This window comes from Sporosarcina ureae (assembly GCF_002101375.1).
GTDB classification, from domain to species: Bacteria; Bacillota; Bacilli; order Bacillales_A; family Planococcaceae; genus Sporosarcina; species Sporosarcina ureae_B.
The window spans coordinates 1,336,594-1,356,987 of record NZ_CP015207.1; the positions used below are offsets into that span (position 1 = coordinate 1,336,594).

Genomic DNA, 20,394 nt, shown 5'->3' on the forward strand with positions numbered 1-20,394 from the left:
AAAACACCAAGGACGACCTGTTCAGCTTGAACGACTACAAAGGCTGGATAGTATGGTGTTCGGTGAGGAGTAACCTTCGATCATAAACGCCAGCAACCAGCTAACTTAGAAAATAAAGAGCGACGTAATCATAGATAGTAAAAAGTCGTCACAAAAAGTAATAAAAAACATCATCCTATACTTTGATGGATGACGTTTTTGAACTAATTATTCTATCGTTCCTGTCCCTTGTAATTTGACGTCCACAGTCACTTTGAATTCTATATTAGGATATGCCTGTTGCCACGTAGTAAATATCTCTTCTGTATGCAAACGTGTAGCTCGGTAGCGTAAGCCAAAACCAAAAGGATCTAAACTTTCCTCTTGCATTTTAGTTAGAAATTGTAGAACTTTTTGTTTCACATCTTTTGAGGCCAATCGATTATACTCATCCAATTTAGCTACAGATAAATCTTTATTGGCTTCACCTATCGTTCCTTTCATCACAATGTGCATATCTATTGCACTTGGCACTACACTTCCTTTACTAGGTACGAATTTATATTTCATTTTACTTTGATTAATGTTCAACAATAACTCAAGGCCTCCATCTCTGATCAGATAGGTGAATCCATTTGAACCTTTCAATAATGAGTTATAGTATTTCGTGTGAATAGTAGATAGCACAATCGGTTCTTCCCTTGTATCAACTACAATGGAATTGTTCACTATTAATTCATCGCCTTTTTCATTTGTTTCAATTAGTGGTAAAACAGGATCAATACCTTCCGAGAGTATATCTCTGCGCAATTGAAACAAATAAGTCGTCACGACGTATGGGCTATCATTCGCTGTTCCACCAAAGAAGTTGATTAAAGCAACTGATGCTGGCGCTTCAGTATTAGGTTCTACTTTTAAAATAGATTCTGCAGAAGGTCTAGCCCCTGCAACATATGCGATTAATTGAATATCACCGCGACGAATAAAATAATCCATGAATGATTGCATATCATCCCTAACAAGTTTTTCATGAACGATAATTGTTTTCATATGCCCCAGTTCCAATATTTTATCTACATGCGTTTCCAGCATGCGAATCGCTTCACCTATCGAATGTCCCTCACGAGAAAGATACGCAAAGCTCGGCTTGGCGGAATCCTTAATAGCACCAAATGGCAAAGCGACTTTCATTGTTACTTTGTATCCATTCTCGATATGTTCAGCAGGATCAATCCCAATCGAAGACACAAATAGTCGTTTATCAATGTCTTTGAAAGCACATCCAGATTGCAACAACACGCCACTCATACATAAAAACGCCATAAGCCATTTACTCACTGAGAGGAATTTCAAGACTTCACCCTCCTATTCACTACAAGCATAATAATCATCAGGCCAATGAATACAATGGGAATCGAATTAAAGAAATACTTACTATAAAGAAACAGATCATACTCAGTCACTTTTAATGTGGTATAGATCGCAATTAACCAAAATATCACGATCACTATCATAAAACTAATTTTTTCACGCGACTTTATTTTCATTTTTTCTATATCAAAGACACTTTGAAATAATTTACAAGCAACATGCCAATGAATTGTAATATTTAAGAAAGCAATAGCTAAGAAAAGTAACAAAAAGATAAATATCACTCGCTCAATTACTCCGAACTTCATTCGAATAGAATCACTGGTCAGAATCCATGGGTATAGAATATTTTCCACTTGATCAAATCCCAATACACCAATCGGTATAAAATAGGTCGTGAAAATCATAAAAACTCCTAGACTGAACACAATTAGTGCTTGTTTAATACCGAAAGTCATTTTTTTCTTCAGTAGCGAATTGAAAATGATGATATCAAAAGCTCCTACAAATAAATAGGTCGTCGCAGAGAATACTGTATAGTCTGGTGGGTTATCAATAAATGTCATCGCAATTGCCACTTGATCCCAGCTAACTTGTTCAGTAAAGTAAAGTTTTATTACGTAATATGCAGCAACAGGAAGCGCTAAAATAAACACCAATTCAATTGTAAATAATATATTTCGACTCTGCATGATTATTCCAAATGTAACCACTGGAATGAACATCGCAATTACTAAATAAATAGACATCTCGGGTGTTATAAATCGTAAAAGAATATCTATATAGGTAATCAGTGTCTGAAGACCTGAAACATACCAAATGACTCCAAAGATAAATAACGCAGGAATAGCAATCCATTTCGATAGATATAACGTTAAAATTTGCGGTAAACTTTTCCCTGGAAACGCTTTAAAAGAAGTGATCAATGCCCAGTTCATAAATACTCCAAAAAACAGCGCGATGATCATCGTGACAATTGCCCCATGTTCACTTTTAGCGAATAAAATTCTCGGACTAGAGGCAATAAGATTTGCGATCATGTTTGATATGAGTAAAAGATAGACAATTCGGCTCATGAATCATCCGCCTTTAATTCTTCTTGTCTATTTTTCCAAAACATTCGTAAATACGGCTCACCGAAACTGTCTTTGTTCACCAGGTATAACAATAACCCAAGTATTCCAAGCATCATCCCTGCAATACCAAACAACGTCGTATATACCAATAGAAAAAAACGGCAAACCCGGACAGCATAATTCATTTCACTGATTGGGATAACAAATGTGGAAATCGCTACAAGTGAGACGACGATGACCATAATGTTCGAAGTCAATGCTGCTTCTACTGCCGCGGTTCCAAGTATCAGTCCTCCAACTGTTGTAGCCGTAGCGCTAATACTATTCGGCAAACGCATACTAGCTTCTGTCAGTAGTTCGATAAATATTAACATAAAAAAGACTTCAATAAATGAGGGATACGGAACACCAATCCTGCTTGCTGCCACTGTTAGCGCAAGCTCAGATCTGAGGACTTCTGGTGTATACGAAGTGACTCCAACATATATAGCCGGCAACATAATACATGTAAACAGCCCGGCATATCGTAGAAATCGTATAAGCGATACTACCCAAAAGGAATAATACAGGTCTTCCATTGAAATCATAAAATCAAAGAACGTTGTAGGGGCAATAATTGCGTGTGGGCTTCCATCTACTAAGATAATGACTTTCCCACTCGCCATATTATGAAGAATTCGATCGGGACGCTCAGTCAAAAGACTTGTTGGAAACAGGCTGTATTTTTTATTGTTCAAGTAATACTGTAAGTCACCGCTTGCCTGAACCAGCTCCACATCCAAAGTGAGAATACGCGTTTTTATTTTCTTCAATAGCTGAGGATTTACTTTTTCTCCATCGTAAATTAATGCAATATCACGATTTGAAGCATCTTCCAATTGAAGAGGTTCAACAATCAAGGAAGGCTTGTGATAACGTTGCCGCATTAGATTAATATTCGTTTCAATACTCTCGCTGAGTCCGAGTTGAGGACCGTGAATTGTAGGTTCCATAATGGCGTCTTGCACCGCATTGGCTGCTACCACTTTCAACTCCAGCAACGTTATTTGCTTGTCGATCATGACAAATACATTGCCTTTCGTTATTTCTATAAGAACCTCTTCGTCCCCAGTTGGCATCTTGGTTTCATAAGGTAATGAATGAATATACTCTGCAAAATTCTGTTCTGGTGACATCTCATAGAAAGGTTTCACCACGATTGTTTGTAGTTGCATCATATCCACTACACTTTTCAAATACAGTAAGTGCACGACTCGACCTTTACTTTTCAAAGTCTTTTTCACTAAATCCGCAGTCGGTTCCAGTCGTTTAGCTAAACGTGTAAAGTATTCAGGCTGTTCTATATGACAGGTTGTTTCATCCAAAATTATCACTTCTTTCTCATCCAACAAGTTACCTGTTAGTTTGTCCAATCATTGGAAACTTAATCACGAAAATAAGGAAATACTCTTACTCATTTAAATTTTCAAATAGTGTTTTATGAGATCAAAATAGGTTATGATGTATAGAGAACTATATCTTTTTCAGCAATGAGAGGAGGAATCGCTATGAACTTAGCCGCAATCGGAGTGCCTGGCTTAATTATTATTTTAGTGATTATATTAATTTTGTTTGGCCCCCGTAAATTACCCGAAATTGGTTCAGCAGTTGGTAAAACATTGTCTGAATTTAAAAAATCAGCAAAAGACATTATGGATGACGACGATGAACCTAAGAAAATAGAAGTACAAAAAGTTGAGACGAAAGAGCAAGTAAAATAATAAAAATAAAAAGAGATATCTACGAAGGTTTTGTGCATGGCACTCCAACGGATATCTCTTTTTCTATATGATGTTTTTTTACATTTTCTCTCATAAATAATACGTACATAAAGAAACAAAACATGTGTTATATTGCTACCCTGCTAACTTGTATTCATTCTAGTGACTTATTACTAACATATTCTTTCCACGCAGTAATCCCACCTTCCAATACAGTAACATCGTAATCCCTACTAGAAAGGATGTTTGCACATGTGGTCGCGGAATTTCCTGTCGTACAAGTAATAATGATTTCACTGTTTTTCGGCAACTGTGGAATCACTTTCTCTACTTTATCTTCTAACGAGAAGATCTCCGTTTTCGGTACGTTGATATCTTCCACATTCGTAGCTTTGATATGAAAATGATTATATTTATCCTCAGCACGTACGTCTACTAGGATAAGTGCTTCCTCACCTTTTATCTTCCTATATAATTGTTCAGCAGTTATCGTTTTAACCATAAATGAATCCATCTCCTTATTTTTCTATGATACTTCTCATTATAGCTTTAATTAACTGTTTTTTTATACGTCCAGACGTTTTATATTATTAAATATATTTTTGAACAATAAAAAGATAGGTATCCTCCAAGAAATTGATTAGAGAACGTCCTATCTATAAGTAGTATGGAGCACAATGTTACATATTATACATACTTTATAAAAATTCTCAGTCAAACTAAGTTAACTAAGAATTTTTATGCGTTCACTTGTACTGGATCATGCCATGGATAATTATTCGTTAATACTGAGGCCAAGTCTTTACTTTGCTGTTTACGCATTAAGCGAATTTCTGCGCGTTGCGGTGCAGTTTCATGTAAATATATTTCCTCTTCTGTTTCAGGAATGACACGTGGAACAGTTAGTGGCTTTTTATTTTCGTCCAATGCAACAAATGTTAACAATGAGGTGGCTGCAATTTTACAATTACCAGTCGCCAAATCCTCCGCAATAACTTTTACGAAAATCTCCATAGAAGATTTTCCAGTCCAAGTCACGTATGACTCAAAGCAGACTGAATCGGAAGGACGGATTGGATACAGAAAGTCTACGGAATCCATAGATGCCGTAACACAATCTGCTCTGCTGTGTCGAGCTGCTGAAATCGATGCAATTTGATCGATATCGCTCATTAAACGTCCGCCAAACAATGTATTATGGTTGTTGACATCATTTGGGAATACTCTGCTCGTTCGTACAACCCTTGATTCTCGACACTGCTTTTCTAGTTTCATTGTAAATATGGCCTCCTCCAAGATGTGAAACAAATCACTCCTTGAGTAATTTGAAAAATTAAATAATTGTTTTTTTGTATATCATCTAACGATACTCTTCGTTCACACAACTGTCAAGATTGAAATTTTAATTATATCACTTGTATTACTGTTTCATACTGTCATGCAGTAATGGAATATCTTTTTCTTCTAACAACCCTAAACTGATCAAGCCTTTCATAATACCATCTTCTGAACAAGATGCAGTGACGAGATCTGCTACTTCTTTTAATTCGGGTATAGCATTCTCCATTGCTACCCCGATACCTACCATCTTGATCATTTGCATGTCATTCGCACCATCCCCAAATGCATAGCTGTTTTCAATAGGAATATTCATGTGTTCAAGCATTTTTTGAATACCAATTGCCTTAGAAGCCCCTTCAGGCAACATATCTACCGAGTTTTCATCCCATCTTATAAAGGTATAATCCTTGAATAACTCCATGTACTTTTTGGTTTCCTTAGGAGTAGAGTAAATTTGTACTTGATTCACGACAGAGTGAGAATATACATTAGGATCTACAGGAGGATACGGTATTTTTAAACGTGCGGTTCCCTCCTGAACAAGTGGGTGTTCTTCAACGTTCGTTACGAACGACTCAAACGTGGAGTATGTCAATCCATGTCCTTGTTTATGCGCAAACTCGGTAAGTTGTCGTATAACTTCTGGCTTCATAGGATTCGAGTAAATTACTTCTCCATCCAATACTACATGCTGTCCATTCATGGAAACATAGGAATCAAACGATAGTTCTTCTAGCAACCAGTTGAACATAAGTGGAGCTCTGCCAGTACAAATAACAGTGTATATGCCCTTCTCCCGTAATGCCGTAAGAGATTGTTTCGTCGATTCCAAAATTGTTTTATCATGATTCATTAATGTTCCATCTAAATCAAAGAATACGATCTTTTTATCTAGATTCATTTTCTATTCCCCTTTCATATCTCATTGTCTACCATGTAGTTTATCAATTATTGGCCATATTCGCTGTAAAGTTGCTTGAAATTTCACTATATACTGCATTTGATATTTTTGTAAGGGCACGTTATTGTTGTTAGAGAGCGTATTTTTTTATTAAAAAAATTTGGAGGTTTATTTAATGAATATTACTGAAGAACGTGTAAGGGGAGAGAATATAACAGATTATTTACAATATCCAACATTTTCGACTCTTGAAGAAGAACGTCAATATAATAAACAAAGATTAGCAGGGGCATTCCGTCTGTTTGATCGTTTCGGTTTTACTGAAGGTGTAGCAGGTCACGCGACGTATCGTGATCCAGAGTTCAAAGATCATATGTGGGTTAATCCCTATGGCATACCGTTTGGCAAGATCAAAGCATCCGATCTTGTGATGGTAAATCCTGACGGAGAAGTAGTAAAGGGTAAATATTCTCTTCATAAATCTGCCCTCGTGATCCACTCTGCTATTCACGAAGCAAGACCGGACGTCACTGCTTCAGTTCACTTGCATCCTGTATACGGAAAGACATGGGCATCAACTGGTAGATTGATCGATCCATTAACACAAGATGCTTGCGCGTTTTACAATGATCACTCTGTATTGAATGAGTTTTCTGGTGTCGTGTATGAGGATGATGAGGGGGTAAAAGTTGCAAATGCATTAGCGGATAATAAAGCGATGTTTCTGAAGAATCACGGCCCGTTAACGGTTGGACAAACTGTTGATGCTGCTGCATTTTGGTTTATTACGTTGGAACGTTCATGCCAGGTTCAATTACTCGCAGAAGCTGCCGGTGTAGTAAGTCCGATTCCTCCTGAGCATGCAGCAAGCACTGCAAAACAAGTTGGTAGAGATATTGATGGTTGGGAAAACTTCCAACCACTATGGGAAAAAATTGTGAGTGAAGAACCCGACCTATTGGATTGATTACTTTACGTTACTACTTTTTAAAATGAAATAGAGAAAAGGGGGATCATATGTATACAGACCCATTCATTCGTGGAATACGTTTGAAGCGTGATCGAGTTCCATCATTTGAAGACTATCCATTTCATTTGCCTAGTATCAACACGCTAACCGAGCTAGACTTTCATCCGAACGTGACATTTTTTGTCGGAGAGAATGGTATGGGAAAGTCTACGTTACTTGAGGCTATTGCAGTTGCCTTTGGTTTTAATGCGGAAGGTGGTTCACTTAACTTCAACTTTTCCACTTATGATTCGCACTCCAAATTGGATGAATATATTACACTCATCAAAGGCGTCATCAGACCAACTGATGGATTCTTTCTGCGTGCTGAAACTTTCTACAATTTAGCGACTACAATTGAAGAGTTAGATAGTGCACCAAGTCCTAGTCCAAGGATTATTGATGGCTACGGGGGCACTTCACTACATGAACAGTCCCATGGCGAATCATTTTGGGCTACTTTCATTCATCGCTTTAGAGGGAATGGCATTTACTTACTAGATGAACCGGAAGCAGCTTTATCACCAATGCGTCAACTGTCCATGTTGAGCAGGATTCACGATTTGGTAGGTGAAGGCTCACAGTTCATAATTGCAACACACTCCCCACTTCTACTATCTTATCCTGGTGCAAAAATTATCGAATTCACAGATGAAGGTGTGCAAGAAACGACGCTAGAAGAAACTAGCCATTACCAAATTATGAAGCAGTTTTTTGATGATAAAGATCGTATATTACATTATTTGCTGAAATAAATTAACTGGATGAAAAAGCGATTATTTCCGAGGAAATAATCGCTTTTTGTCATTCCTTATTTTCTTTTTTAACTTGCTCCCTTGCTTCCTTCTTTATTTCTTCTACTTGTTCTTCTGCTTTTTTTGCTGCATCGTTAGCTAATTTTGCTGAACTCTTATCGTGATCATCTTTGGGTGTATCTGCATAACTCTTTGTCATTTTCCACACTCCTGTCTGATTATGTAACTTTATTATTCCCCGTATTCATGAAATAAAAACTCACATTTTTAATTACCTGTTTTTTCATGATACAATGAGGGTAGTATTTAGGAAAGGTGGACTACTTTTGTCTAAGAAATTGGCTATCTATTTGTCCATGCTTGTAATCGGCTTCGCATTTTTATTTTCAGCGGTTTTTCTCGATTTACCCGAAAAATTGAAATGGTTATTTTTAGCGATCGCAATCATATTGAATGTTACGTGTGCTGTAGCCGCTATGAGAATTGGCCTGAAAGAGATGAAACCCATTAAAAAGTAAATATCTTTTTGCAGAAAGAAGTGCTACCTATGAAGCGTTCTGCTAGTTATCGTATTATACGCATTGTCTGGATGGCGGTCACTTTTTTTATTCAAGTCCTATTATTCCAGAAACGTCACCGAGGTAATTTCACACCGACTGTCACCGAAAAATGGAATACACTAGTTACGAATCAAGCAAAAGTCTATAAAAAGACGGCTCTTGAATTAGGTGGATTACTCGTCAAACTAGGGCAATTCCTCTCTACACGTGCAGATATCATGCCCGCATCATTCATTGAAGAATTAGAAGGTCTGACTGATCAAGTAACACCAGTTCCTTCTGAAATGGCATTACAATTACTAGATGATGAATGGGGAAAACCGCATAGCGAGTATCTTAGGGATATTACGTCGAAGCCTGTCGCATCCGCATCTATCGGCGAAGTATACAAAGCAGTATTACATAATGGAGCAGAAGTCGCTATAAAAATTCAGCGTCCTAACATTGAACGAATTTTGCGTGCAGATTTTAAAGCAGTACGAATTGTCATTTGGCTCGCGAAAAAATGGTCTTCATTAAGCAAACAGATTGATTTAAATGTACTGTATAGAGAAATGACAGATGTAATCGGAGCGGAATTAAACTTTTTGGAAGAAATGAGAAACGGACGAGGTTTTGCTGAACGCTTTCCTAATATGACAGGGGTAAAATTTCCCGTCTACTATGATGAATATACGACTCGCAAAGTGCTTGTAATGGAATGGATTGAAGGTTCTAAAATAACTGATCTGGCATTTCTCGAACAACATCATATTGATCGCAAAGATTTATCTACCCGACTCTTTCGTTTATTTTTAGAACAAGTTCTTGAAGGGGGTCAGTTCCACGCGGATCCTCATGGCGGCAATATTCTTATACGGCCAGACGGTACGCTCGTATTGATCGATTTTGGTATGGTAGTACATATTACAAAAGAAGATGCGGACGCAATGTTTATTGTTACAGAAGGTATAATTTTGAAACAATACGATCGGGTCATCGACGGACTCGAAACTATGAACTTTTTACTGCCAAATGCGGATCGTAAAGTATTGGCTGACGCAATCGAGAAAGTTGTTAAAGCGTACGAGTCAAATGATTTATACGATATGAATAGTATGGTTGTAGAGAATCTTCTACAAGATCTGCAAGTCATCGTCCGAACTCAACCTGTTCAAATGCCTGCTGAATTTGCATTTTTAGGTCGTGCAGTCTCAGTATTTGTAGGCGTGCTTTATATACTAGATCCCGAAATAGATTTACTTGCTATTACACGCGCCCGTTTAGTTGAATGGGCTAAGAAGAAGAGTAAAGATAAAAACCCATTCACGAATAGAAAAGAATTTCAACGCACAGTATTAAACGGTGTTGGACAGGTTCGTAGCTTTGCTCCAAAAATCTCTTCCTATTTGGAGCAACCTGCATTGATCCATACTTATCTCAAACAACGAGATATAGATCATCGTAAATTTCAAGTGAAGATGCAAAACCGTCTATTTGCCGGATTCATCGCGGTTGGATCTTTCGCTACATTTACTTATAGCTTGATAGATCTCAATGTCGAACTATTGATTGGGTCTGGTGTAATACTACTCATTTCATTTTGGAAATATCATCGCTTGGGAAAATAAAAAAATCAGGGGCTCGGTAGCCTCTGATTTTTATTTACGTAATCATCCGCTGTTGGATGTAACTTTTCAGCCCATCGACCGAGTATACATCTCGCTTTGGAATAATATATGCACTCACCGTACTCGTATAAATATAGAAATAAGCCGAGTCTTCTATTAGCTGTTTCACGCCAGCCCATTGTACCTTTGTTTCACCCATGGCTGTCTGATCTGCAATTCCTGTTTTATTCATCTTCATAGAATGTGTCCCAACAAGTCCTTCATTCTTACCACTTCTAAGCATCTTGCTCACTTGCCGTGTAATATGAAAGTAGAAATACTTCGGATAAAAGATCACCCATAGAATAGCAGTTACTCCAAACGTAGCAAACAACGGACCTTTCGTCATATCAGTAAAGATCGATAAAAAATATGCAAACAATAAAAATATTAACGGTGATATATACCGCTGCCATCGTAATGAATTTTTACCGACTTTAGAAGTTTTCACATGATACAAATTAAAAGCAACCACATCTTGTTCCGTTAAATCATAATCAATTTCCATTTATTCCTCCCGTAAGGTGTGCTGTGTCATTTAACAGCAAGCAACTTTTCTCTTCTATATTTATTATAGTCAATGAAGCATTATCGATCTTGACTGTATATTTTTCATCTTCCATCAAGGCCACAATGATCCGTTTGATAAAACTACCATGACTCACGACGATCAGACGTTGATTGGGAATCTTTCGGACCTGTTCATTCACAAATTCAAGACCTCGCGCTATAACATTTTCTGCCGTTTCAAACTGTAAATCTAGTTCCCTCCACTGCGGTCCCCACTTCTGCTGCCGCTCTGACTCCGTCGTTCCTTCAATCAATCCGCCACTACGCTCACGAAGTCGATTATCTTCCACGACTTCAATCCCCGACTGCCTAGCTAGTAAATCTGCTGTCTGTCTAGCACGTGTCATAGGGCTAGTGTAAATAACGTCCCATTCCTCACTTGCCAAGCGCAGTGCCAGCTTTTTGGCAGTCTCTACCCCTTCTTCGTCCAACGGAATATTTGAACTTCCTTGTGCACGCCCTTCTTTATTCCAAGCCGTCACACCATGCCGAACAAAACCAATAATGGTCAATTCAATTCCCCCTAGATATTAGGTCTGAAAGATGGCGTCCTCTTAATCCATATATAATTCAACACTACGCCAAGTAATAATACAAATGCACCAAAGTAGAATGGATAGTCTACGTCTACATCAAATAAAGCCCCACCGATGATTGGACCAAATACATTTCCAATACTCGTAAACATCGAGTTCATACCGCCGACAAACCCCTGCTCATTTCCCGCGATTTTTGACAAGTATGAAGTTGCTGCAGGTCGTATCAAATCAAACCCTACAAAGATAATCATCGTAACAGCCAGTACGGAAACATAACTTTGGACGAACGTCGTCAGAAAAACTAAAATGGACGAAAAGACTAAACAGAAAAAGATTAGACGTTTCTCCCCTATCGTTCTCGCCAGTTTGTCGAATAACACGACTTGTGCAACCGCTCCGACTAGCCCGCCTCCTGTAATGATGATGGCAATGTCTTTAGGTGTGAATCCAAACTTATGATCAACGAACAAGCTGAAAATGGATTCAAATGATGCTAGGCCAAAAGATAAAATCAATATAATAATAAAGACAATAAAATAATGGCGAGCAAAAATCCTCTTTAACCCCGGTTTAGTTGCATCCTCCGCTACGGCTTCTCGATAACGTTCCGGTTCACGCAATGCAATAAAGGAAAAGATCGCCGCAAACAAAGCGAGTCCTCCAGCGAAGAAGAAAGGAACTCGAGTACCATATGTCGCTAAAAATCCGCCAACCCCTGGACCTAATATAAATCCCGTAGATATGGCAGCAGACATAAAACCTAATGCCTTAGAGCGTGTTTCCATTGTTGTAATATCAGCAATAAAGGCAGTAACAGCTGGCATAATGAAAGCAGCACTAATCCCACCTAAAATCCGAGATGCGAATAGTACCGGCAATGTCTGTCCAATCCCAAATAAGAATTCGGAAGAACTAAAAATGATTAAACCCACGACAATCATCTTTTTTCGGCCAAATGTATCTACCCATCTTCCTGAAAAAGGTGAAACAAGCAGTTGAGCCATCGCAAAAGTCGCGACCATATAGCCAACCACTGTACCCGATATATGTAATTCATTCATTAATCTTGGCATAACAGGTATAACTAATCCAATTCCCAAAAATGCAATTAGTAAATTGGTCAGTAGCAGACCCAACGTGATGGTTTCCTTTTTCATCTACTCTCTCCTACGTTCAGTCTAAGTTGATATTGGAATATCATAGCAACCACAGAATAAAGTTACAAGAAGAAAAGATTCAGAGTTCCAGTGATTTCACCACTTTAATTTCAAGAACTGCTGAATGAGTTGTTGTCGTACATTTTCATGTAATGGCCAGCTTTCCATTTCATTCACAATTTGATCACGCGTGCCAAAACCTTTAACGAATCCATTCATTCTTGCTGCAAACGTCGAATCAATCAACGACTCTGCAGAAGGATATAATGAATGTAACTGCTCCAATATATTCGGATAACGCTTCAAGTAATATTTCTGATGGCGGTTTTCAGCTAATGTAAAATGGCCTAATGGGGTGATTTCTGTTTCAATTGATTCTCCAAGCTCTATCTCCATTTCTCTCTTGACTAAACTGATTATCTGTTTTTGTTGCAGGTTATGATAGCGCAATGATGAAACGTATTGTTGCCCTTTGTATTGATCACGGTTTGGATAATGATTACGCCAAAAATGTAGAAGTATTTCTTCGTAAGATATACTCGTCGGATCATAATCAATTTCCAACGTTTCAGTATGATCTTCCATCGTCTTGTATGTTGGCGCTGGCGTAGTTCCGCCTGTGTACCCTACTCGTGTTCTGATGACACCTGGCAAGCTGCCAAAGCGCGCTTCTGGTCCCCAAAAACAACCCATTCCAAATGTTGCGGTTTCAAGGTCTCTGTTCTTCGTTAGCTCTTTATCAATTTCAATAGTAGTTAACATGACTAGCCATCCCCTTTATGTTAAGTGTACTCTATACAAAATAACATAATAAAAAACAGAGTCCATTTCGAGAAGGACTCTGCATGAAACGTCTCAAGATTTTTTATGTTTTCCCCACTCATCTTCTAACATACCGTATACGATTAAATCATGATAATGGTCATATAGAAACTCGCCGTCACGAATGACTCCTTCTTTCTTAAATCCTAATCTCTCAGGAATTGCCTGACTTCTTTTATTCTCCGTAGCACATCGGATTTCTACACGGTGTAGATCATATTCTTCAAATGCATAGTCTAGTAGCGCAGACACGACCGCAGTCATAATACCTTTTCCTTGATAATCTTGCGCCAGCCAATAGCCAATACTCGTTTGCTTATTTGTATTGTTAACTGAATGGAACCCTGCAAAACCCGCCAAGACTCCTTTATACATTATACCTGCTTGGAATCAACCCACGGCAACCACTCACGTAAGTACTCTCTTGATCCATCTACCAGTGCGAATAATACGTCTGCATCTTTCTGTCCTATCAGTTTCAATGAAATATCCTCTGTTACTTGATGTACAAACATAGCATAGCCCCTTTAAAAGCAATTATTTTATTCCGTGAACATTCACTATACCCCTACTTTAAGGCTGTTGGAAAAGAAAATCAATGAGTGAGTGTAGCATAATTTAGGAGAGAGTAAATGTATGAGATCTTATTCTCATGAGTATTTTTAAAACTTAATTATGTCGCTCTATTCATCACGGATATCTAATCCCAACATGGTAGCGAATTGAATCGCCTGCATAGAGGATACAATACAACCATCCAATTCTTTCATAGATACTGTCATGCTCTCGAATTCTGAAGTTTTGATCTCTACTCCTTTAAGAGGTGTTTCGTCAAAGCTTACCGCATCCAGATTACACTTCAGAAAGTATGTGTTTTTAAGTTTACAATCGAAGAAATCTGCATCTTTTACTTGGCAGTTATCGAACTGTACTCTCTCCCACCTTGTATGGACAAACGCAGAAAGATTGCAAATACACTCCTCAAATAACACATCCGTAAATCGGGCATTTATAAAGTTGACACCAAGCATTTTGCAATTATGAAAACTCACTCGGTGAATACTTATACCCGTCAAGTCTGCATTGGAAAAATCACAGTTTTCAAATCGAACATCTGTAGCGAATAGTTCCGCTAGAATAGCTCCTTGAAAACTAGAATTCTTAATGAGCATACTTGTTAATTGTGCCCGTTCTATTGTTTGCCCATCTATTCGTGAATCGATAACACTTGCATTTTGGAGGGATGAATCCTCTTCGTGTAGTAAGTCTTGTAACTGTACCGGTGTTAAATGCCCCGGTATTTTAGGCTGATGTAGTTTCATAATTTGAACTCCTATTCTCAAGCTTCTATAAAAGATTTATCGTCTTACGAGTGGTACTATGAATAAAAGGGGTGACCACTATGGAAATTAATGATCAAGCACGTAAAGAGCTATTAGCGCAAGTAGAAGACTTGTCAGATGAAGTGATTAATCGAAAACCAGCTGAAAACAGATGGTCTATTAAACAAATTGTGCAACATCTGTACTTAATGGAAGGTAGCGTTGCTAAAACCATTCAGACTAAGCTTTCTAACGACGATCAGAACATTACCACAGTGAAGCCGATTCAACTTACTGTGGATCGTTCTAAAAAAGTAGATGCGCCTGATTTTGTGACACCAACTTCAGATTTTTCTACTCTCCATGACTTGAAAAGTAAACTTTCTGCTACCCATTCTGCTTTACATGATATAGCTGAAAACGCAACGGAAGACCAATTAGCAGTAAAATCGTATCCCCATCCTATTTTTGGCGAAATGAGTCTTACGCAGTGGATTCCATTTGTCGGCTATCATGAACTACGTCATATTGAACAGATTAAAGAAGTAAAAGAACAACTCAGTATCTGATAAAGACCTCTACCATAACTTTGCGTTATGGTAGAGGTCTTTTCTCTATTGCTGAATATAGTAAATTGCTTGCTGAATACTTGAAAAGGTTTTTAATATTTGCTGAGGATCTTTAGCTGACGCTAATTTTTGTGCAAGATCTGGAGAGATGCCTGTAATATAAAGCTGACATCCCATAAGCTTCAATACTTGCTGAATTTCCAGCAACCGATCAATCGAAGTTCCTTGTTGCCAATATAAACCCGTTATATCAATCATTACATGATCCACTTCATTTGAGTGAACGTAGGCGCTCAGTTTCGTAATCAAAAGATTAAAGCGTTCTTCCGTCATTTGACCGATTAAGGAAACAGCCGCCAGGTTATCATAAATTCTCATGATAGGTAACATGAGCTGTTCTATTTCATGATCTTTCGTATGCAGCTCTTCTATTTGTTTGTATTGTACAGAAACATCTGTCTGCGTACCAATACAATATGGCACTCCATCAATAATAATTGGACGAAGACTGAGCCGATTCCAAAATAACGTACCGTCTTTTTTATAGTTTTTAATTACGATTGTCAAAGGTACTCTTTCAGAAACAGCTCTTCTGATCTTCGAAACTGTAGTTGGGTCTGTATCTTTACCTTGAAGAAATCTACAATTACGCCCCAATGTTTCTTCTTGAGTATACCCTGTCATCGTTTCGAATGTTTTGTTAGCAAAAATTATCGGATTATCCTCTTGCGAAGCATCTGTTACTAAAGCTGCAACTCTACTCCCATTAATGATCTCATCCATTAATTTTCTTTGAACTGCCTCCGTTAAATTCTTTATTTTAAACACACCCTATCAATTCAAATGGTATCTATTCTTTCCATAGTAGCACAATATTTGATGAAACATACAAACTATCAGGACAACTAGTGGATTTAATTACGATAAAGAAATCCCTCTGATTTCTACACAATCAGAGGGATATTGTCTTATACACGTATAGCTTGCATCTCGGCGAGTTCTTTCTCTGAACATAATACAAAATGTTCAGGTGCCACTTCACGAAATTCCACTTTTTCGTCAGGTCCATATTGATGGTCCTTCGGATTATACGGATGGCGCACACGAGAACGTTCATAAATTGGGTCAGGTAGTGGAATCGCTGACAGTAAAGACTTAGTATAAGCGTGCATTGGATTTCGATATAACTCATCCGCTGGAGCCATCTCCACCAGTTTACCGAAATACATCACGCCAATACGATCGGAAATGTATTTAACCATGGATAGATCGTGAGCAATGAATAAATACGTCAACCCTTTTTCTTCCTGTAGCTCTTTCAACAAATTGACGACTTGCGCTTGGATGGAAACGTCTAGAGCAGAGATCGGCTCATCCGCAATGATGAATTCTGGATCTACAGCTAATGCACGTGCAATTCCGATACGCTGACGCTGACCACCTGAGAACTCATGCGGATAACGCTCAGCATGTTCACGATTTAAACCAACAGTCTCAAGCAAATCAATTACCCGTTGCTTCCGATCCGTTTTACCTTTTACTAGACCATGAATATCTAATCCTTCTGCAATAATATCCAAAACTTTCATACGTGGATTCAAAGAAGCATAAGGATCTTGGAATATCATTTGCATCTTTCTATTCAATGCATGATTTTCCTTTTTGCTTTTGGGTGCGTGTACATCTACACCATTATAGAGGACTTGACCCGCTGTCGCGTCATATAATCGGATCATAGTACGCCCTGTTGTGGATTTACCGCAACCTGACTCGCCTACTAAACCAAAGGTTTCTCCACGTTTAATAGTGAAACTAATATCATCAATCGCACGGACTTCAGTAGATTTCCCTGCATTAAAATATTGTTTAAGGTTACGTACTTCAATTAAATTGTCTGACATCACACAGTACCTCCCGTCTGATCAACATAGTACCGGCTACCTTTAAATGTTTTCATACGCTCAATAATTAGGGCAGGCGGTTCAACTTCTGGTGCCTGCGAGTGCAATAACCATGTCGCTGCGTAATGTGTATCGCTCACTTTGAAGAAAGGAGGCTGACGCTCCATATCAATCTTCATCGCATATTCACTTCGCAAAGCGAACGCATCTCCTTTTGGAGGATTTAATAAATCAGGAGGTGTGCCGGGAATCGCATATAGCTTTTGATCTTCTAAATCCATAGAAGGCATTGAACTTAGTAAGCCCCATGTATAAGGATGTTGTGGATTATAGAAGATTTCGTCTACTGTACCGATCTCGACGATTCGACCACCATACATAACAGCTACTCGATCGGCAACGTTTGCTACTACACCCAGGTCATGCGTAATAAATATGATAGAAGTATCGGTCTTCTTCTGAATGTCTTTCATCAACTCAAGAATTTGCGCTTGAATCGTGACATCCAGTGCTGTTGTCGGCTCATCTGCAATCAATACTTTCGGATTACACGCAAGCGCAATTGCAATGACGATTCGTTGACGCTGCCCACCAGAAAATTGGTGAGGGTACATCTTATAACGATTTTCTGCATTCGGTATACCGACCAGATTTAATAATTCAATCGTCTGTTTACGCGCTGCTGATTTGTTCAACTTCTGATGTTTTAAGATCGGCTCCATGATTTGTCTTCCAATCGTCATAGTTGGATTTAATGAAGTCATTGGATCCTGGAAAATCATCGATATATCTTTCCCTCGAATCTTTTGCATATCTTTTTCAGGAATTTTTGTTAGATCTCTTCCTTCAAATAGAATTTCCCCACTCTTATATTCAGCACTTGATTCAGGAAGAAGCCGCATAATTGATTTCGTCGTAACAGATTTACCCGATCCCGACTCACCTACGATAGCAAGCGTTTCTCCTTTGTGCAAATCAAAATTTACGCCACGGATCGCTTTCACTTCACCCGCAAATGTGTGGAAGGAAAGCTCGAGGTCTTTTACTTCTAATATTTTTGTCAACTTGCTCTCCTCCTCTTAATCTTTCATTTTAGGATCTAGTGCATCGCGCAGTCCGTCACCTATCAAGTTAAATGCAATCATAAGAACACTGATGACAATGGCTGGGAACAATAGCACGTATGGCTGATTCTCCATCACTTTGTATCCGTCATTGATTAATGTACCTAATGAAGCAGCTGGTGGTTGGAGTCCGATTCCGATAAAGCTTAAGAACGCTTCAAAGAAAATCGCATTTGGAATCGTGAACATCGTGTTGATGATAATAATCCCCAGCATGTTCGGCAGTAAGTGCTTAGTAATGATTTTTCCATCCTTGGCACCTAGCGTACGTGAAGCCAATACGAATTCCTGTGATTTATATTTCAATGTCTGTGCACGTACAATACGCGACATGCCTATCCAACCAGTTATGGTGATCGCGACAATGATGGCGGTTATTCCCGGGTCCATAATCATAATCATCAAAATAACGACAATTAATGTAGGAATACCGATCAAAATCTCAACAACGCGTTGCATGATGTCATCCGTACGTCCACCGAAGTATCCAGAAATCCCTCCGTATGCGACACCTATAACCATATCAATGGCTGCGGCTACAAATGCGATGAATAGTGATACACGAGTACCTTCCCAAAGTCTTGTAAACAAGTCTCGACCGAGTCCGTCTGTACCGAACCAATAATATTCATCAACTTTTTTCATTTCATATAGATTGACAGTCTTCCCTGCTAGCTTACCATCCCCATCAAAAAGTCCTGTTGCTTCAATGCCAGGTATTTTAGGCGGTAAATTTGCATGGCGTAAGTTTTGTGTATCACCCGCATGTCCATTTAAATGAGGACCGATGAGTGCCATGAGTAAAACCAATAAAAGAATGACCATACTGACAATAGCTGCCTTATTTTTACGGAGCCCTAGCCATGCATCTTGCCAGAAACTCAAACTCGGTTTCTCTATCCGTTCGGAATGATGCGCGTCGATTGACACTCGTTCAAAATGTTCTGGTGTTAATTTTTCTTGTTCATTGCGCATTATCCCTTACCTCCAGACACGCGGATACGTGGATCGATAACACCGTATAAAATATCCACAATAAAAATAATTAAAATAAGGAAGGCTGAGAACAATAATGTCGTACCCATGATCGTAGCATGATCATTCGTCATAATAGACGATACGAATTGCTCACCAATTCCTGGAATAGCAAAAATTTGTTCTACAACAAGTGAACCCGTTACTAAACCAGCTGCCAATGGTCCGAGAACCGTAATTAAAGGTATTAAGGCATTTCGGAATGCGTGTTTAAAAGCAATTTCAAAACCATTGGCACCTTTCGCCTTAGCCAAAATAATATAATCTGAATTCAACACTTCTATCATCTCAGTCCGTATAAAGCGCGCGGATAGGGCAAGCGGCCCCATAGCGAGTGCAAGCGATGGCAGGACACTAGATTTCCAACCGTCATTCCACAAACCGACTGGTAGTAGATGCCACTCTGAAGCAATCCAATATTGTAGCAATGATGCAAATACAAAGGACGGAATAGAAATACCGAGTATTGCAAAAAAGGTGCTTCCATAATCCCAGAATGTATTATGCTTCAATGCGGCAAGCATACCTAGCAGGATTCCAACAATGGTCCCGAAGACCATCGCTTGCGCTCCCAAGATTAAAGAAGGTTTCAATCTCGTAGCCAATAAATCGTTGACGCTCTTCCCTTTAAATACAAACGACGTACCTAAATCACCTTTTGCCAAGTTTTTCATATAGATTGCATACTGCACAGGCTTAGGCTTATCGATTCCATACTTCTTTTCAACAATTGCTTTTTGTGTGTCATTCAACTTGTTGTAAGAAGCGATCGGTGAACCTGGCAATGTTTGCATAAGGAAAAAAGAGGCCGTTGCAATTAAAAACAGTGTTATGAACATATACACGATGCGTTTTCCAATATACTTAACCATGGTACGTTACACCTCCAAAAGAGTTTCTTACTTACTTATGCAAGTAACCACTTGACATTTTTCGACAATAAATTAAATATTG

General features: G+C 38.6%; 23 protein-coding genes and 1 pseudogene. 6 read left to right on the forward strand and 18 right to left on the reverse strand.

Annotated features, from left to right (window positions below; all coding sequences use genetic code 11):
- Positions 1 to 207 precede the first annotated feature (207 nt).
- The 3 genes from SporoP8_RS06615 to SporoP8_RS06625 are packed head-to-tail and all read right to left on the reverse strand — an operon-like array spanning position 208 to position 3,838.
- Positions 208 to 1,332: a Ger(x)C family spore germination protein gene (locus SporoP8_RS06615; protein WP_085131776.1), complete on the reverse strand. Its 1,125-nt coding sequence runs from the start codon at positions 1,330 to 1,332 to the stop codon at positions 208 to 210.
- Entirely contained in the window at positions 1,329 to 2,426 is a 1,098-nt protein-coding gene (locus SporoP8_RS06620; RefSeq protein WP_085131777.1) for a GerAB/ArcD/ProY family transporter, read from the reverse strand. The genes SporoP8_RS06615 and SporoP8_RS06620 overlap by 4 nt, the downstream gene beginning before the upstream one ends.
- Positions 2,423 to 3,838, reverse strand: coding sequence for a spore germination protein (locus SporoP8_RS06625; RefSeq protein ID WP_232319227.1), 1,416 nt, complete (start codon positions 3,836 to 3,838; stop codon positions 2,423 to 2,425). The genes SporoP8_RS06620 and SporoP8_RS06625 overlap by 4 nt, the downstream gene beginning before the upstream one ends.
- Positions 3,839 to 3,973: 135 nt before the next feature.
- Between SporoP8_RS06625 and tatA the strand changes: the two genes are divergently transcribed.
- Positions 3,974 to 4,186: a twin-arginine translocase TatA/TatE family subunit gene (gene tatA, locus SporoP8_RS06630; protein WP_029054194.1), complete on the forward strand. Its 213-nt coding sequence runs from the start codon at positions 3,974 to 3,976 to the stop codon at positions 4,184 to 4,186.
- Positions 4,187 to 4,340: 154 nt separating this feature from the next.
- Here the strand turns inward: tatA and SporoP8_RS06635 are convergent, their stop codons facing one another.
- From SporoP8_RS06635 to SporoP8_RS06645, 3 genes are all read right to left on the reverse strand, one after another.
- Positions 4,341 to 4,688 (reverse strand): rhodanese-like domain-containing protein, encoded by a 348-nt coding sequence (locus tag SporoP8_RS06635; RefSeq protein ID WP_085131778.1) that lies wholly within the window; start codon positions 4,686 to 4,688, stop codon positions 4,341 to 4,343.
- Positions 4,689 to 4,924: 236 nt separating this feature from the next.
- Positions 4,925 to 5,461 (reverse strand): acyl-CoA thioesterase, encoded by a 537-nt coding sequence (locus SporoP8_RS06640; RefSeq protein WP_085131779.1) that lies wholly within the window; start codon positions 5,459 to 5,461, stop codon positions 4,925 to 4,927.
- A 145-nt stretch (positions 5,462 to 5,606) separates the two neighbouring features.
- Complete coding sequence (locus SporoP8_RS06645) at positions 5,607 to 6,428, reverse strand: Cof-type HAD-IIB family hydrolase (protein WP_085131780.1); 822 nt, start codon at positions 6,426 to 6,428, stop codon at positions 5,607 to 5,609.
- 175 nt (positions 6,429 to 6,603) lie between these two features.
- Between SporoP8_RS06645 and SporoP8_RS06650 the strand changes: the two genes are divergently transcribed.
- Both SporoP8_RS06650 and SporoP8_RS06655 read left to right on the forward strand, forming a co-directional pair.
- Positions 6,604 to 7,395: a class II aldolase/adducin family protein gene (locus SporoP8_RS06650; RefSeq protein ID WP_085131781.1), complete on the forward strand. Its 792-nt coding sequence runs from the start codon at positions 6,604 to 6,606 to the stop codon at positions 7,393 to 7,395.
- 50 nt (positions 7,396 to 7,445) lie between these two features.
- Entirely contained in the window at positions 7,446 to 8,192 is a 747-nt protein-coding gene (locus SporoP8_RS06655; RefSeq protein ID WP_085131782.1) for an AAA family ATPase, read from the forward strand.
- 49 nt (positions 8,193 to 8,241) lie between these two features.
- Here the strand turns inward: SporoP8_RS06655 and SporoP8_RS16510 are convergent, their stop codons facing one another.
- Positions 8,242 to 8,391, reverse strand: coding sequence for a hypothetical protein (locus SporoP8_RS16510; RefSeq protein ID WP_157111232.1), 150 nt, complete (start codon positions 8,389 to 8,391; stop codon positions 8,242 to 8,244).
- A gap of 127 nt (positions 8,392 to 8,518) precedes the next feature.
- On the opposite strand from SporoP8_RS16510, the gene SporoP8_RS06660 reads away from it, so the two are divergent.
- Positions 8,519 to 8,710 carry a hypothetical protein gene (locus SporoP8_RS06660; protein ID WP_085131783.1) on the forward strand — a complete coding sequence of 64 codons (192 nt, stop codon included), beginning with the start codon at positions 8,519 to 8,521 and terminating at the stop codon, positions 8,708 to 8,710.
- A 29-nt stretch (positions 8,711 to 8,739) separates the two neighbouring features.
- Positions 8,740 to 10,362: an ABC1 kinase family protein gene (locus SporoP8_RS06665; RefSeq protein ID WP_085131784.1), complete on the forward strand. Its 1,623-nt coding sequence runs from the start codon at positions 8,740 to 8,742 to the stop codon at positions 10,360 to 10,362.
- A 34-nt stretch (positions 10,363 to 10,396) separates the two neighbouring features.
- Here the strand turns inward: SporoP8_RS06665 and SporoP8_RS06670 are convergent, their stop codons facing one another.
- The 6 genes and pseudogenes from SporoP8_RS06670 to SporoP8_RS06695 form a co-directional block, all read right to left on the reverse strand.
- Positions 10,397 to 10,909, reverse strand: coding sequence for a YcxB family protein (locus SporoP8_RS06670; RefSeq protein ID WP_085131785.1), 513 nt, complete (start codon positions 10,907 to 10,909; stop codon positions 10,397 to 10,399).
- Positions 10,899 to 11,483 carry a histidine phosphatase family protein gene (locus SporoP8_RS06675; RefSeq protein WP_085131786.1) on the reverse strand — a complete coding sequence of 195 codons (585 nt, stop codon included), beginning with the start codon at positions 11,481 to 11,483 and terminating at the stop codon, positions 10,899 to 10,901. Before SporoP8_RS06675 ends, SporoP8_RS06670 begins: the two co-directional genes overlap by 11 nt.
- 11 nt (positions 11,484 to 11,494) lie before the next feature.
- Positions 11,495 to 12,667: an MFS transporter gene (locus SporoP8_RS06680; protein ID WP_085131787.1), complete on the reverse strand. Its 1,173-nt coding sequence runs from the start codon at positions 12,665 to 12,667 to the stop codon at positions 11,495 to 11,497.
- A 96-nt stretch (positions 12,668 to 12,763) separates the two neighbouring features.
- Complete coding sequence (msrA, locus tag SporoP8_RS06685; RefSeq protein WP_085131788.1) at positions 12,764 to 13,429, reverse strand: peptide-methionine (S)-S-oxide reductase MsrA; 666 nt, start codon at positions 13,427 to 13,429, stop codon at positions 12,764 to 12,766.
- 93 nt (positions 13,430 to 13,522) lie between these two features.
- Positions 13,523 to 14,004: pseudogene (locus SporoP8_RS06690) on the reverse strand (GNAT family N-acetyltransferase).
- 168 nt (positions 14,005 to 14,172) lie between these two features.
- Positions 14,173 to 14,811: a pentapeptide repeat-containing protein gene (locus SporoP8_RS06695; RefSeq protein WP_085131789.1), complete on the reverse strand. Its 639-nt coding sequence runs from the start codon at positions 14,809 to 14,811 to the stop codon at positions 14,173 to 14,175.
- Positions 14,812 to 14,891: 80 nt separating this feature from the next.
- Here SporoP8_RS06695 and SporoP8_RS06700 point away from each other — a divergent pair, with 80 nt between their 5' ends.
- Positions 14,892 to 15,380, forward strand: a complete 489-nt coding sequence (locus SporoP8_RS06700) for a DinB family protein (RefSeq protein WP_085131790.1) — start codon at positions 14,892 to 14,894, stop codon at positions 15,378 to 15,380.
- Positions 15,381 to 15,425: 45 nt separating this feature from the next.
- Here SporoP8_RS06700 and SporoP8_RS06705 read toward each other — a convergent pair whose 3' ends face one another.
- The 5 genes from SporoP8_RS06705 to opp3b all read right to left on the reverse strand — a co-directional run bounded on the left by SporoP8_RS06705 (position 15,426) and on the right by opp3b (position 20,312).
- Positions 15,426 to 16,163, reverse strand: coding sequence for a YtvA family blue-light photoreceptor (locus tag SporoP8_RS06705; RefSeq protein WP_085131791.1), 738 nt, complete (start codon positions 16,161 to 16,163; stop codon positions 15,426 to 15,428).
- 185 nt (positions 16,164 to 16,348) lie between these two features.
- Positions 16,349 to 17,281, reverse strand: a complete 933-nt coding sequence (locus SporoP8_RS06710) for an ABC transporter ATP-binding protein (RefSeq protein ID WP_085131792.1) — start codon at positions 17,279 to 17,281, stop codon at positions 16,349 to 16,351.
- A complete protein-coding gene (locus SporoP8_RS06715) occupies positions 17,281 to 18,345 on the reverse strand; it encodes an ABC transporter ATP-binding protein (RefSeq protein WP_085131793.1) in 1,065 nt (354 codons plus the stop codon). The genes SporoP8_RS06710 and SporoP8_RS06715 overlap by 1 nt, the downstream gene beginning before the upstream one ends.
- A 15-nt stretch (positions 18,346 to 18,360) precedes the next feature.
- On the reverse strand, positions 18,361 to 19,380 hold the full coding sequence (opp3C, locus tag SporoP8_RS06720; RefSeq protein ID WP_085131794.1) for an oligopeptide ABC transporter permease: 1,020 nt from the start codon (positions 19,378 to 19,380) through the stop codon (positions 18,361 to 18,363).
- Entirely contained in the window at positions 19,380 to 20,312 is a 933-nt protein-coding gene (gene opp3b, locus SporoP8_RS06725; RefSeq protein WP_085131795.1) for an oligopeptide ABC transporter permease, read from the reverse strand. The genes opp3C and opp3b overlap by 1 nt, the downstream gene beginning before the upstream one ends.
- Between the last annotated feature and the right edge of the window lie 82 nt (positions 20,313 to 20,394).